This is a genomic window from Kineococcus mangrovi (genome assembly GCF_041320705.1).
Taxonomy (GTDB): Bacteria; Actinomycetota; Actinomycetes; order Actinomycetales; family Kineococcaceae; genus Kineococcus; species Kineococcus mangrovi.
In genome coordinates, this window is record NZ_JBGGTQ010000002.1 from 552,021 (window position 1) to 564,980 (window position 12,960).

General features: G+C 75.0%; 17 protein-coding genes. 6 read left to right on the forward strand and 11 right to left on the reverse strand.

Annotated elements, in window-relative coordinates; genetic code table 11:
- Positions 1–27: 27 nt before the first annotated feature.
- The 8 genes from AB2L28_RS05730 to AB2L28_RS05765 are packed head-to-tail and all read right to left on the reverse strand — an operon-like array spanning position 28 to position 6,365.
- Positions 28–669 carry a TrmH family RNA methyltransferase gene (locus AB2L28_RS05730; RefSeq protein WP_370717761.1) on the reverse strand — a complete coding sequence of 214 codons (642 nt, stop codon included), beginning with the start codon at positions 667–669 and terminating at the stop codon, positions 28–30.
- Between the two features lie 19 nt (positions 670–688).
- Positions 689–1,864: an ABC transporter permease gene (locus AB2L28_RS05735; protein ID WP_370717762.1), complete on the reverse strand. Its 1,176-nt coding sequence runs from the start codon at positions 1,862–1,864 to the stop codon at positions 689–691.
- Positions 1,861–2,748 (reverse strand): ABC transporter ATP-binding protein, encoded by an 888-nt coding sequence (locus AB2L28_RS05740; RefSeq protein WP_370717763.1) that lies wholly within the window; start codon positions 2,746–2,748, stop codon positions 1,861–1,863. The genes AB2L28_RS05735 and AB2L28_RS05740 overlap by 4 nt, the downstream gene beginning before the upstream one ends.
- A gap of 48 nt (positions 2,749–2,796) precedes the next feature.
- Positions 2,797–3,903: a sulfate/molybdate ABC transporter ATP-binding protein gene (locus tag AB2L28_RS05745; RefSeq protein WP_370717764.1), complete on the reverse strand. Its 1,107-nt coding sequence runs from the start codon at positions 3,901–3,903 to the stop codon at positions 2,797–2,799.
- Positions 3,900–4,718, reverse strand: a complete 819-nt coding sequence (locus AB2L28_RS05750) for an ABC transporter permease (protein ID WP_370717765.1) — start codon at positions 4,716–4,718, stop codon at positions 3,900–3,902. Before AB2L28_RS05750 ends, AB2L28_RS05745 begins: the two co-directional genes overlap by 4 nt.
- The gene (gene modA, locus AB2L28_RS05755; protein ID WP_370717766.1) at positions 4,715–5,494 is read right to left on the reverse strand and encodes a molybdate ABC transporter substrate-binding protein; all 780 of its coding nucleotides are present in this window, start codon (positions 5,492–5,494) and stop codon (positions 4,715–4,717) included. The genes AB2L28_RS05750 and modA overlap by 4 nt, the downstream gene beginning before the upstream one ends.
- The gene (locus AB2L28_RS05760; protein ID WP_370717767.1) at positions 5,491–5,898 is read right to left on the reverse strand and encodes a TOBE domain-containing protein; all 408 of its coding nucleotides are present in this window, start codon (positions 5,896–5,898) and stop codon (positions 5,491–5,493) included. The genes modA and AB2L28_RS05760 overlap by 4 nt, the downstream gene beginning before the upstream one ends.
- Positions 5,899–5,957: 59 nt before the next feature.
- The gene (locus tag AB2L28_RS05765; RefSeq protein WP_370717768.1) at positions 5,958–6,365 is read right to left on the reverse strand and encodes an ankyrin repeat domain-containing protein; all 408 of its coding nucleotides are present in this window, start codon (positions 6,363–6,365) and stop codon (positions 5,958–5,960) included.
- A 145-nt stretch (positions 6,366–6,510) separates the two neighbouring features.
- Here AB2L28_RS05765 and AB2L28_RS05770 point away from each other — a divergent pair, with 145 nt between their 5' ends.
- From AB2L28_RS05770 to AB2L28_RS05795, 6 genes are all read left to right on the forward strand, one after another.
- On the forward strand, positions 6,511–7,311 hold the full coding sequence (locus tag AB2L28_RS05770) for a sugar phosphate isomerase/epimerase family protein (RefSeq protein WP_370717769.1): 801 nt from the start codon (positions 6,511–6,513) through the stop codon (positions 7,309–7,311).
- A complete protein-coding gene (locus AB2L28_RS05775) occupies positions 7,308–8,426 on the forward strand; it encodes a Gfo/Idh/MocA family protein (protein ID WP_370717770.1) in 1,119 nt (372 codons plus the stop codon). The genes AB2L28_RS05770 and AB2L28_RS05775 overlap by 4 nt, the downstream gene beginning before the upstream one ends.
- 184 nt (positions 8,427–8,610) lie before the next feature.
- Positions 8,611–9,351, forward strand: a complete 741-nt coding sequence (locus AB2L28_RS05780) for a DedA family protein (protein ID WP_370717771.1) — start codon at positions 8,611–8,613, stop codon at positions 9,349–9,351.
- Positions 9,352–9,374: 23 nt separating this feature from the next.
- Entirely contained in the window at positions 9,375–9,800 is a 426-nt protein-coding gene (locus AB2L28_RS05785; RefSeq protein ID WP_370717772.1) for an acyl-CoA thioesterase, read from the forward strand.
- 30 nt (positions 9,801–9,830) lie between these two features.
- On the forward strand, positions 9,831–10,454 hold the full coding sequence (locus AB2L28_RS05790) for a DedA family protein (protein WP_370717773.1): 624 nt from the start codon (positions 9,831–9,833) through the stop codon (positions 10,452–10,454).
- Entirely contained in the window at positions 10,451–11,104 is a 654-nt protein-coding gene (locus AB2L28_RS05795) for an IMPACT family protein (protein WP_370717774.1), read from the forward strand. The genes AB2L28_RS05790 and AB2L28_RS05795 overlap by 4 nt, the downstream gene beginning before the upstream one ends.
- 18 nt (positions 11,105–11,122) lie before the next feature.
- On the opposite strand, the gene AB2L28_RS05800 is transcribed toward AB2L28_RS05795, so the two are convergent.
- The 3 genes from AB2L28_RS05800 to pyrE are packed head-to-tail and all read right to left on the reverse strand — an operon-like array spanning position 11,123 to position 12,905.
- The gene (locus tag AB2L28_RS05800) at positions 11,123–11,956 is read right to left on the reverse strand and encodes a methyltransferase domain-containing protein (protein WP_370717775.1); all 834 of its coding nucleotides are present in this window, start codon (positions 11,954–11,956) and stop codon (positions 11,123–11,125) included.
- Positions 11,957–11,958: 2 nt separating this feature from the next.
- Positions 11,959–12,339, reverse strand: a complete 381-nt coding sequence (locus AB2L28_RS05805; RefSeq protein ID WP_370717776.1) for a hypothetical protein — start codon at positions 12,337–12,339, stop codon at positions 11,959–11,961.
- A complete protein-coding gene (pyrE, locus tag AB2L28_RS05810; RefSeq protein WP_370717777.1) occupies positions 12,339–12,905 on the reverse strand; it encodes an orotate phosphoribosyltransferase in 567 nt (188 codons plus the stop codon). Before pyrE ends, AB2L28_RS05805 begins: the two co-directional genes overlap by 1 nt.
- Between the last annotated feature and the right edge of the window lie 55 nt (positions 12,906–12,960).

Genomic DNA, 12,960 nt, shown 5'->3' on the forward strand with positions numbered 1-12,960 from the left:
GTCCGGCGGCGGACCGGGGGCCTCGCGCTAGGGCCGCTGCCCGAACACGTGCCGCCGCACCCAGGCGTGCATCGCCACCGCCGCGGCGGCCCCCACGTTGATGGAGCGGGTCGACCCGAACTGCGCGATGGCCAGGACGTCGACGCAGTGCGCCACGGCCTCCCCGGTCAGCCCGGGGCCCTCCTGCCCGAAGAGCAGCACGCACTCGCGCGGCAGGTCGTAGGTCTCCAGCGGGACCGACCCCTCGACGTTGTCGATCCCGACGACGGGCAGCCCCCGCTCCGCGGCCCACGCGGCCAGCGCCGCCACGTCCTCGTGGTGGTGGACCGACAGGTACCGGTCGGTGACCATCGCGCCGCGCCGGTTCCACCGGCGGTGGCCGACGACGTGGGCGCCCGCGGCGTTGACGGCGTTCGCCGTCCGCACGACCGAGCCGATGTTGGCGTCGTGCTGCCAGTTCTCCACCGCCACGTGCAGCGGGTGCCGGCGGGTGTCGAGGTCGGCGACGATCGCCGCGTTCGACCAGTACCGGTATCCGTCGACGACGTTGCGACGGTCGCCCTCGGCGAGCAGCGCCGGGTCGAACCTCGGGTCGTCGGGCCAGGGCCCCTCCCAGGGACCGACACCGACGACCCGCTGCTCGACCTGCTCGACCCGCTCGTCCGGCACCCGGTGATCCTGCCAGGTCTCAGGCGGCCTTCCGCCACGCGGACTTCAGCCCGAGGGACCGTCCCGTCTGCAGGAGGCTGTTCTCGTACAGCCGGCGCGCGACGGTCACGAACAGCACGGCCGTCACCGCGATGACGCCGAGGGACAGCAGGGGTTCCCAGACGGGGAGGTCGCCCTGGACGACCCGCTTGGGCATGACCATCGGTGAGGACAGGGGGACGTAGGACAGGACCGTCTGCAGCGTCCCCGGCTCGTTGACCGCGAACGAGGCGAAGAACGGCAGCATGACGAACATCTGCACCGGGGTGGCGGTGGACTGCAGGTCCTCCAGCCGGCTGGCCATCGCCCCGGCCGCCGCCCACAGGCACGACAGCATCGCGAACCCGAACAGGAAGAACACGAGGAACCAGGCGGCGGCCGTCGGGATCGCGGGGATCGACTCCAGCAGTTCGGGCTGGGCGAACCGCAGCGCGAGGATCCCCGCCACGACGAGCACGAGGATCTGCCCGAAGGCCAGGATGCCGTTGCCGAGGATCTTGCCGATGAGCAGCTGGCGGACCGGGACGGTGGTCACCAGGAGCTCGATGACGCGGGTCTGCTTCTCCTGCACCACGCTCTGCGCGATGGCGTAGCCGAAGATGAGGACGATCTGGAAGAACAGGACGGCGAAGACCAGACCGAGCAGGTAGACCGTGAACGGGTCCACCGCGTCGGGGGCCAGCAGCACCGTGGTCGGCGGCGGCAGCGACAAGACCGCCCGCACGTCGTCGGCGCCGACCCCGAGCTCCTCGAACGCGGCGACCCGCTGCGCCGCGACGACGCGGGTGGCCAGGACACCGGAGAGGGTGTCCGACACGGCGCGGTCCCCGACGATCGCGACCCCGGTGCCGGTGACGAGCACGGCCGCGTCGACGTCGCCGTCCCGGACGGCGCGCTCGGCGGCGGCCGCGTCGGGCTCGTCGCGCAGGACGACGCGGTCACCGGTGTCCTCACCCGACTGGGCGGTCTCCACGTACGGGCGCGACTGCGCGGTCACGGCCACGTCGTAGTCGTCGGACCCGCCCGAGATGAGACCCGGCAGCACCGCGGCGACGGCGACGATGACGAAGAGCAGGACCGTGGAGATGATGAAGCCCTTGTCCCGCAGTCGCTCGGTCATCTCGCGCTGGGCGACGATCCACCACTGGCCCCTCACCGGGACACCTCCTGGAACAGTTCGGACAACGAGGGCAGCATCGGTGCGAACGAGCGCACCGGGCCGCGGCGGACCGCCTCGGAGAGGACGGTCTGGTCGAGGTCGGGCGCACCGGACAGCTCCAGGACGAGCCCGTGCCGGCGCCGCTCGAGCACCGTGACGCCGGGGACGGCCGCGAGCCAGCCGAGATCGCCGTCGGCGACGAGCTCGTACCGGGACCCGGCGCGCTCGCGGCGCAGCTTCTCGGGTTCCCCCGAGGCGACGACACGGCCGCCGTGCAGGACGACGAGGTCGTCGCACAACCGGTCGACGAGGTCCAGCTGGTGGCTGGAGAACAGGACGCCGACCCCCGCGGCGGTCTTCTCCCGCAGCAGGTCGGCCATCGCGTCGACGGCGAGGGGGTCCAGGCCGGAGAACGGCTCGTCGAGGACGAGCAGCTCGGGGTCGTGGACGAGGGAGGCGGCGACCTGGACGCGTTGCTGGTTCCCCAGCGACAGCGACTCCAGCTTGTCGCGGGCCCGGTCCCCCAGCCCCAGGCGGTCGAGGAGGTCCTGACCGCGGCGCGTCGCCACCGCGCGGTCCACGCCGTGCAGCCGGGCGAGGAACACGAGCTGCTCGAGCAACCGCCCCTTGGGGTACAGGCCGCGTTCCTCGGGCATGTACCCGAAGCGTCGGCGGGTGGCGAGGTCGGGCGTCTTCCCGCGGAACGTGACCGTCCCGGAGTCGGCGGCCAGGACACCGAGCGCGATGCGCATGGTCGTGGTCTTCCCGGCCCCGTTCGCGCCGACGAAGCCGACCATGCGCCCGTCGGGGACGCTCAGGCTGACGTCGTCGAGGGCGAGACGCTCCCCGAAGCGGCGGGTGATGTTGTCGAGGGCGAGCACCCGCCCGAACCTAGGGGCCGGTCGGGGACACCCGCGTCCACCGAACGTCTACCGGACCGGCACCCGTTCCCCCTCGATGGTGGGGTGCAGGCGGACGGCGGTGGCCTTGACGGCGAGGTGCACGGCCGCCCCGGGCGCGAGGTCGAGCTCGGCGGCGGCACCGACGGTGACGTCGGCCAGGACGTCGGCGACGTCGTGGCCGCGCACCCCGTCCAGGCGCGCGCGGACGCGCACCACCTCCCCGCGCGGGCTGACGTCGACGACGGTCGCGGCCCAGCGGTTGCGCGGGCTGCCGCCGGGGTCGGCGGCGTGCACGGCGACGGCCGACGGGCTGAAGACGGCCACCCCGGGGCGTCCCGGCACCGCGGGGCCGTCGCCGGGCAGCCCGGCGACCAGCCCACCGTCCGGGGTGCGCAGGCCGTCGGTCGTGAACACCCCGGGCAGCAGGTCCAGACCGGCCAGCTGGGCGGCGAACCGGCTGCGCGGGGCCGTGAGGACCTGCTGCACCGACCCGTCCTCCACGACGCGGCCGGCCTCGACGACGACGGCCCGGTCGGCGAGCGCGAGGGCGTCGAGGGGTTCGTGGGTGACGAGCACCGCCGAGCGCTCCCCGCGGCCGAGGACCCGGCGCAGCACCTGGCGCACCTCGGGGGCGGCGGCCACGTCGAGCGCGGCGAGGGGTTCGTCCAGCAGCAGCAGGCGGGGGTCGGCGGCCAGGGCGCGGGCGATCGCGACGCGCTGCGCCTGCCCCCCGGACAGCTGGTGCGGACGGCGGTCCGCGAACCCGGCCATCCCCACCTCGGTGAGGACCTCGCTCGCGCGGGCGCGGGCCCGGGACCTGGACGCGCCGGTGCTGCGCGGGCCGAAGGCGACGTTCGCGGCGACGTCGAGGTGGGGGAAGAGCAGCGCCTCCTGGGCCAGCAGCCCGACCCCGCGCCGGTGGGGGGGCACGAAGGCCCCGCCGCCCTCGGCCAGGACGGTGCCGTCGAGCACGATGCGGCCGGCGGTGGGGCGCAGCAGCCCCGCCAGGAGCGCGAGCAGCGTCGACTTCCCCGCCCCGTTGGGGCCGAGGACGGCGACGACCTGCCCCGCCGCGACGTCGAGGGCGACGTCCAGGTCGCGGGGGCCGAACCGGACGTCGAGGTGCAGGCTCACAGCACGCTCCGCCGGCCCCGGACGGCGACGACGACCACGACCGCGACGACGACGAGCAGCAGCGACATCGCCGCCGCGGCGTCGGGGTCGGTCTCGCGTTGGAGGTAGATCGCCGACGGCAGGGTGCGCGTGACGCCCTGCAGGCTGCCGGCGAAGGTGATCGTGGCCCCGAACTCCCCCAGCGCGCGGGCGAAGGCGAGCACGGCACCGGAGAGCAACCCCGGTGCGATGAGGGGGACGGTGATCCGGACCAGGACGCGGCCGGGGCGGGCGCCGAGGGTCGCGGCGACCGACTCGTAGCGGTCCCCGGCCGTGAGCAGCGCCCCCTCCAGGCTGAGCACGAGGAACGGCAGCGAGACGAACGTCTGCGCCAGCACGACGGCCGCGGTCGTGAAGCCCACCTCGACGCCGAGGACCGACAGGGTCGCGCCGATCAGCCCACGCCGCCCCAGCACCCACAGCAGCGCCAGGCCGCCGACGACGGGGGGCAGGACGAGGGGCAGCAGCACGACGGAGCGCAGCACGCGGGTCCCCGGGACGTGGCCGCGGGCCAGGACCAGCGCCATCGGGACGCCGAGCAGGACGCACAGGACGGTGCTCACGGACGCGGTCCGCAGGCTGAGCAGCAGCGCCGTGAGGGCGGACTCGGAGGTGATGAGCGCTGCGAACCGGGCCCACGGGACGCGCGAGAGGATCCCGAGCAAGGGCAGCACGAACAGCAGCAACCCCAGCGCGGCCGGGACGAGCACCCACCGGGGCAGCGCGCTCCCCCCCGCGCCCCCGCCGCGCCGGACCGTCCGGGCGCGCGCGGTCACGGCGTGCCGAACCCCGCGTCCTGCAGCACCTCCCGTCCGTCCGGCCCCGTCACGAAGTCGACGAACTCCTCGGCCAGCCCGGCGTCGGTCGCGTCCTCCAGGGCCGCCACGGGGTAGGTGTTCACGGCGGCGGAGGACTCGGGGAACTCCACGCCGGTCACCGCGTCCCCGGCGTCGCGGACGTCCGTGACGTAGACGAGGCCGGCGTCGGCCTCGCCGGAGGTGACCTTGCCGAGGACGTCGGTCACCGACGGTTCCTCGCTGACGGGCGACAACGTCACCCCGGACGCCTCCTCCACCGTCTCGGTCGCCGCCCCGCACGGGACCTGCGGCGCGCACACGACGACCTTGACGCCGGGCCGGGCGAGGTCGGCGAACCCGGTGATGCCCGCGGGGTTGCCCGGCGGGGTCGCGATCTCCAGGACGTTGGTCGCGAAGTCGACGGGCTCGCCGGCCGTCAGGGACTGCCCGGTGACCTTCGCCATGGTGCTCTCGTTGGCCGAGGCGAAGACGTCGGCGGGTGCGCCCTCGCCGATCTGCGTCGCCAGGTCGGAGGACCCGGCGAAGTTGAGCCGGACGCGGACTCCGGGGTGCGCGGCCTCGAACTCGGTGCCGAGCTGCGTGAACGTGGCCGTCAGGGAGGCGGCCGCGAAGACGGTGAGGGTCCGTTCGGCGGGGGCGCTGCTCGTGCCGGCCGCGCTCGGCCCGTCCTCACCGCCGCCGCAGGCCGCGAGCAGCGCGACGGCCAGACCGGCCACGAGGGCCCGCCCCCTCACGAGCGCCCCTCGGGGGTCTCGACGATGACGGTGGTCGCCTTGACGACCGCGGTCGCGCGGCTGCCCGGTTCCAGGCCGAGCTCGGCGGCGGCCTCGGCGCTCATGAGGGAGACGACGCGGTGCGGCCCGCACTGCATCTCGACCTGGGCCATGACGCCGTCGGCGACGACGCGCGTGACGAGGCCGGCGAAGCGGTTGCGCGCGGAGCGGGCGACCGCCGTGGTGTCGGTCGCGGCCGTCACCGCGTTCTCGACGGCGAAGGCGGCCAGCGCCGCCCCGTCGACGACGGTGCGGCCGGCGGCGTCCTTGCTGCTCGCCAGGGCGGCGCTGTCGGTCCAGCGGCGGGCGGTGTCGTCGGAGACGCCGAGCAGGTCGGCGACGTCGCGGATGCGGTACGAGGGCACGCGCGGATCCTAACCCGCACCTGCGGGCTCTTCGAGTCCACCGATCCGCACGTGCGGCTTCAGGGTCGGTGTCCGGTCCGTTCCGCGAGGAGCGCAGCCATCTCGGGGAGGTCGAAGAACTGCGCCACGGCGACCCCGGACTGGCGCCCGAGGCCCGGGTCGGCGCCCGCGTCGAGGAGCAGCTCGACGATCTCGCCGGCCCGCCGGAAGACGGCCGCGCTGAGGGCCGTCTGCCCCTTGTCGTTGACCCGCGCGTGGTCGGCGCCGCGTTCGAGGACCGCGCGGACCGTCTCGGCGTGCCCGTGGTACGCGGCCAGGATCAGCAGGGTGTCACCGGCCGAGTTCGTGAGGTTCACCGGGACACCCGCGTCGAGCCGCTCCGCGAGGGCGGCCGTGGCTCCCTCGCGCGCCAGGTCGAAGGTCCCGTGCAGGAAGTCCAGCTCGTCCTCGGTCAGCCCCTGGGTCACGGTCGGAGCGTAACGAGGGACGCCGGGGGTAGCGCTGCGGCGGGGACCGGACGTACGGTTGCTGAACCGGTTCGGTTCGCGTCCGGACCGGGGACGAGGGCGTCCAGGCGGACGTCCGTCACCTCTGGAAGGACGAACTCCGCTCATGACCCCTGAGGCAACCGCACCCACCGCTGTCGACGCGTCGTGGATCTCGGTGCAGCTGTACAGCGTCCGGGAGGCGCTGGCTGCTGACACCGAGGCCACGCTGGCCCGGCTGGCCGCGATCGGGTTCACCCAGGTCGAACCGTTCGGGCTGACCGGTTCGGCCCGGCAACTGGCCCCGGCGCTGGCCGCGCACGGGCTCTCGGCGCCCTCCGCGCACGCCAGCGTGGTCGGCGCCGACCTGGACGCGGTCCTGACCGCCGCCCGGGCGACCGGCACCACCCTGGTCGTCGAACCGCACGTCGACCGGGCCCGCTGGAGCACCCGCGAGGACGTGGCCGCGATCGCCGACGAGTTGAACACCGCCGCCGCCCGCGCCGCCGACCACGGCATCACCATCGGTTACCACAACCACGAGTTCGAGTTGGAAACCCGCCTGGCCGGCCGGCCCGCGCTGGAGGTCCTGGCCGAGCACCTGCACCCCTCGGTGGCGCTGGAGGTCGACACCTACTGGGCCGTGGTGGGCGGGGTGGACGTGCCCGACCTGCTGGACCGCCTCGGCTCGCGGGTGAAGGCGGTGCACCTGAAGGACGGTGACGGCTCGCGGGACGACAAGGCGCAGGTCGCGTTCGGGACCGGCGCGATCGACACCGCCGCGATCCTGGCCGCGTGCGGGGACGTCGAGCTGGGCGTCATCGAGCTGGACGACACCACCGGGGACATGCTCACCGCCGTCCACGACAGCTACACCAACCTGCGCGCGGGCCTGTCCCAGCAGGCGGGCACCGGGGCCCGGGCATGAGCGCCCCCGCACCCCGCACCGGGCCGGTCGGGATCGGCATCATCGGCGCCGGCGTCATCTGCGGCACCTACCTGGAGAACCTCACCTCCTTCCCCGACGTGGCCGTCCACGCCATCGGCGACCTGTTCCCCCAGGCCGCGAGAGCACGCGCCGAGGAGCACTCGGTGGCGGTGCACGGCGGCATCGAGGCGGTCCTGGAGCACGACGACGTCGAGATCGTCGTCAACCTGACGATCCCGTCCGCCCACGTGGAGGTCTCCTCGGCCGCGATCGCCGCCGGCAAGCACGTGTGGTCGGAGAAACCGGTCGCGTTGGACCGCGACGGCGGGCAGCAGCTGATCGCGGCCGCCCAGGCGGGCGGGGTCCGGCTGGGCTGCGCGCCCGACACCTTCCTCGGCACCGGTCTGCAGACCGCGCTGTCGGTGCTGCGCCGCGGGGACATCGGCACCCCGTTGAGCGCGTTGACGTTGATGCAGTCCCCGGGCCCGGAGTCCTGGCACCCCAACCCGGCGTTCTTGTTCGCCCCCGGCGCCGGGCCGTTGTTCGACGTCGGCCCCTACTACCTGACGACGCTGGTGCAGGCGTTCGGGCCGATCACCTCCGTGGCCGCGCTGGCCGGCACCTCCCGCCCGCAGCGGACCATCGGCTCCGGCCCCAAGGCCGGGGAGGTCTTCGACGTCACCGTGCCCACCCACGTCAGCGCCATCGCGCAGTTCGCCGGGGGCCAGAGCTCGCAGAGCATCTTCAGCTTCGACTCCCCCCTGCCCCGGCACGGGTTCGTGGAGATCACCGGGACCGAGGCCACGCTGGCCCTGCCGGACCCGAACACCTTCGACGGCGACCTCATGGTCCGCCGCCGCACGGGGCAGGACTGGGAACTGCTGGCCCGCACCGAGGCGGTCTCCACCCGCGGCACCGGGGTGCTGGAGATGGCCCGCGCCATCCGCGCCGGGCGCGAGCACCGGGTGCAGGGGGCGCTGGCCCACCACGTGCTCGACGCGATGGTCTGCATCGAGCAGTCCGCCCGCGAGCAGGAGTTCGTGTCCCTGGCCAGCACCGTGACCCCCGCCGAGCTGCTGCCCCAGGACTGGGACCCCACCACCCGCACCGTCTGAGGCGTCGTCCCCGGGAGGGCTCGTCGTCCGGCGCCGCAGCGCCGGACGGCGAGCACCACCCCACCCGGGCCCCACCCGTACGGCGTCCGACGAGCGGGTGGTCTTGGCGAGGACCGGTCATCCTCTGGGCTGAACTCCGGGCCGGCCCACCCTCGGGTCCCGCGGCGGCACTTACCCTGAGGTCGTGTCATTCCTCGCCGAGTTCTCGGCCGCCCTGGGGTCCGTCGCACCTGCTGCCGCTCCGGCCCTGCTGCCGGACTGGGCGAACCCCGAGAGCTTCCTGGACTCCCTCGGCATCGCCGCGCTGTGGGTCTCGGTGGCCATCGTGTTCGTCGAGTGCGGGCTGTTCATGTTCTTCCTGCCCGGCGACTCCCTGCTGTTCACCGTCGGGCTGTTCACCCACTCGGGCATCCTCCAGGACCCGCTGTGGGTCTCCTGCCTCCTGCTGTCGGTCGCGGCGTTCCTCGGCAACGTCGTCGGCTACGAGATCGGCCACAAGGTCGGGCCGGCGATCTTCCAGCGGGAGGGCTCCCGGCTGCTGACGCCGAAGCGGGTCGAGCAGACGCGCGCCTTCTTCGAGCGCTACGGCGCCCGCGCGATCATCCTGGCCCGCTTCGTCCCCGTCGTCCGCACCTTCATCACCCTCGCCGCAGGGGCCGGTGCCATGCCGCGCCGCGTCTTCCTCACCTTCTCCGCGATCGGCGCCGTGGCCTGGGCGACCGGCATCACGCTCCTCGGCTACGCCCTCGGCAGCGTCAGGCTCATCCGCGAGAACCTCGAACTCGGTCTGCTCCTGCTCGTCGTTCTGTCGCTCATCCCCGTCGGCATCGAGTACCTGCGCGACCGCGCCAAGCAGCGCCGCGCGAACAGCCTGCCGCCCCAGCCCGCCGTCCCCGAGCACCAGACCCCCCAGAACCGCCGCTGACACCCACCCGGCAGGATGTCCGGGTGCCGCGCCAGCGCCTGCTCCTGTCCCTGCGGTGGGGCGACATGGACGCCTACCGCCACGTGAACAACGTCGAGCTGCTGAGGCTGCTCGAGGAGGCCCGCGTCCGGGCCTTCGGGATGGCCTCCCCCGAGGGGTCCGCGCCGATGCTGGCGACGGGGATGGTCGTGGCCAAGCACACGATCGAGTACCGGGCACCGCTGGACTACCGGATGGAACCGGTGGCCGTCGACCTGTGGGTCGGCCGGGTCGGCGGGGCCAGCTTCGAGGTGGACTACGAGGTCCGCGAACCGGACCCGCCCGTCACCGGGGTCCCGACGACCTACGTCACGGCGTCGACGGTGTGCGTGGCCTACGACTTCGCCACGGGCCGGCCGCGGCGGCTCGACGACGACGAGAGGGCCCGGCTCGCCACCCTCACCGCGTGAGGGCACCCTTCCCCCTGAGAGGATCGCGGGGTGTCCGACTGGCTCGCCCACCTCGCCGACCCCCCGTTGGAGGACCTGGGCGCGCTCGGTCTGTACGTGCTCGTCTTCGGGATCGTCTTCGCCGAGACGGGAACCCTCGTCGGGTTCTGGCTGCCGGGCAGCAGCGTCCTGTTCACCGCGGGCCTGCTCGCCGCGCGCGAGGACTCCCCGCTGTCGCTGCCGGTCCTCGTCGTCGGGGTGACGCTGGCCGCGATCCTCGGTGACACCGTCGGCTACTGGTCCGGTCGCCGGCTCGGCCGCCCCTGGCTGCTGCGCCGCGCCGGCAAGGCCGCCCACCACCTGCCCAAGGCCGAGGCGTTCTACGCCAAGTACGGCTGGTTCGCCGTCGTGGCCTGCCGCTTCATCCCGTGGCTGCGGGCGTTCACCCCGATCATCGCCGGCACCGCCGCCATGTCGTACCCGAAGTTCGCCTCCGCGAACGTCGTCGGTGCGCTGTGCTGGGGGGCGCTGCTCGTCCTCGCCGGGTACGCGGCCGACTCCCTGCCGTGGGTGCGGACGCTGGCCTACTCCATCGCCGGAGTCGCGATCCTCGTCTCCATCGTCGCCCCGCTCGTCTCCTGGGTCCGCCGCCGCCGGGCCCGCGCACGCTCGTGAGCGACCCGCTGCCCGTCCCGGCCCGCGCCGTCCGCACCGAGCTCGTCGTCGAGCGCTCCCGCTTCCTGACGACCCTGGAACCCGTCGCCTCCGTCGCGGACGCCGAGGACGTCGTGGCCCGGGTGCGCCGGGAGTTCCCCGACGCGCGGCACCACTGCACCGCGTGGGTGCTCGGCGAGGACGGGCAGGGGCAGCGCTCCTCCGACGACGGCGAACCCGCCGGGACGGCCGGCGCGCCGATGCTCGCCGCGCTGCGGGGCGCGGGGGTGAGCGACGTCGCCGTCGTCGTGACCCGCTGGTTCGGCGGGGTGCTGCTGGGGACCGGCGGGCTCGTCCGCGCCTACGGCGGGTCGGTGAGCGCGGCCCTCACCGGGGCCGGCACCGTCGCGCGGCGGTGGGTCGAGCTGGTCCGGGTCTCGGCCGGCCTCGCCGACGGCGGCCGGGTGGAGGCCGAGCTGCGCCGCGCCTTCGCCGTCGAGGACGTGCAGTGGGCCGGGGACGGCTGGCACGCCGTCGTCGCCGTCGCCCGGGGCGGGGCCGACGGGCTCGCCGCGCACCTCGCGGCCGTCTCGCTCACCGTGACCGTCGAGGGCCTCGGCCCCGCCGTCCGCCCGGTCCCGGGGGTGGCCCGTCGTCCGGCACCCGACTGAGCGACGGGTCCTGCGAGGTCAACGAGCCGGGCCGGCGACCGTGAGCCGGACACCCACGGTGACGTCGAGGCCCCCGGGCCGGCCGGCGAGGGCGGCGTCGAGCCGCGCGTCGAGGGCGGCCGCGTCGACGTGGTGGGCGCTGGGGCCCATGAGCACGAGCGCGCGCAGGCTGTCGCGCTCCAGCGTGCGGGTGAAGCGCAGCTCGTCCTCGGCCAGGACCTCGAACCCGGCCCCGTCGGCGAGGTCGGCGTGCAGGCGCTCGGCCTTGCGCTCCTCCACCCCGACCATGCCGAGGGGTCCGCGCACCTCCCGGAGGTGCTCGGCCAGCGGGGTCACGACGACCCAGCGGCCGCCGGGCCGCAGCACCCGCGCGACCTCGGCCACGCCGCGCGGGGCGAACACGGTCGTCACGACGTCGACGGACCCCGTCGCGAACGGCAGCCCGCGCCAGACGTCCGCCCCGACGGCCGCGACGCGCGGGTGGGCGCGCGCGGCGCGGCGCAGCGCCGCGGCGGACGGTTCGACGACGACCCCCCGCCCGCCGGTGGCCTCGACGACGGCCGCGAGGTAGTACCCGGTCCCCCCGCCGACGTCGACGACGAGGCCGGGGACCGCGCGGTCGGCGAGCGCCGCCGCGACCGGCCCGTAGTGGCCCGCGGAGAGGAAGGCGTCGCGGGCGGTGACCATCCCGGGGGTGTCACCGGGGGCCGAGCGGCCCACGGCCAGGTTCACGTACCCCTGGCGGGCGAGGTCGAACCGGTGTCCCGCGGCGCACCCGAGGACCCGACCGGACAGGTCGAGCTGCCCGGCGCAGTGGGGGCAGCGCAGCGCCGGGAGGACCTCGGCGAGCACGCTCAGCGCTGGTGCTCGGCCGCCGCGCCGAGCGGGTGCAGCCCGGACAGGGCCCCGACCCAGGACGCCGGGACGGCGTGCAGGCGGGCGTCGTAGGCGCGGACGGCGGCGTCGTGGAAGGCCACGTCCCCCGCGAGCCGGTGCTCGGCGTCGGCGAGCGCCTTGACCGTCTGCGGGTCGGCGCCGCTCTCGGTGGCCTCCTGGGAGACGACGTGCGCGGACAGGTCCGCGAGCCGGCTGCGACGCTGCTCGGCGAGCGCCCCGGCCTCGACGGCGAGGTCCCGCATCCGGACGAGACCGGCGCGCGTGCTGAGGGCCCACAGCGCGGCGACGAGGACGAGGAGGACGACGACGACCAGCACGACCGTCCCGGCGGCGCCCATCAGGCGAGCCCGATGTCGGCGAGGCCGAAGGCGTAGCGGTAGGGGACGCCCTGGGCCTCGACCCTCTCCTTGGCGCCGGTGTCGCGGTCGACGATGACGGCGACGCCGACGACCTCGGCGCCGGCCTCGCGCAGCGCCGCGACGGCGGTGAGGACCGACCCGCCCGTGGTGGAGGTGTCCTCGACGGCCAGCACGCGGCGGCCGGCGACGTCGGGGCCCTCGATGCGGCGCTGCAGGCCGTGCGCCTTCTCGGCCTTGCGGACGACGAACGCGTCGAGCGCGGCACCGTCGTGGGCCTGCGCCCAGCCGCGGGCGTTGGCGGCGTGGACCACGGCGAGGGCGACGGGGTCGGCGCCCATGGTGAGCCCCCCGACGGCGGCGAAGTCCCAGTCCGACACCAGGTCCAGCAGGACGGGCCCGACGAGGGCGGACGCCTCGCCGTCGAGGCTGATCCGGCGCAGGTCGACGTAGTGGTCGGCCTCCTCGCCGCTGGACAGCGTGACCCTGCCGTGGACGACGGCCTTGGCCGCGACGAGGTCGGCGAGACGTTCTCGGTCGGTGCTCACGGTCCCGAAGCTTAGGTGCTGCGGGCGGCTCGTCCGGGCACCCGGGGCCGCGGGC

Coding starts and splice junctions, on each gene's coding strand:
- AB2L28_RS05775 (WP_370717770.1), top strand. CDS start 7,308: ATGAGCGCCCCCGCACCCCGCACCGGGCCGGTCGGGATCGGCATCATC.
- AB2L28_RS05805 (WP_370717776.1), bottom strand. CDS start 12,339: ATGGGCGCCGCCGGGACGGTCGTGCTGGTCGTCGTCGTCCTCCTCGTC.
- AB2L28_RS05770 (WP_370717769.1), top strand. CDS start 6,511: ATGACCCCTGAGGCAACCGCACCCACCGCTGTCGACGCGTCGTGGATC.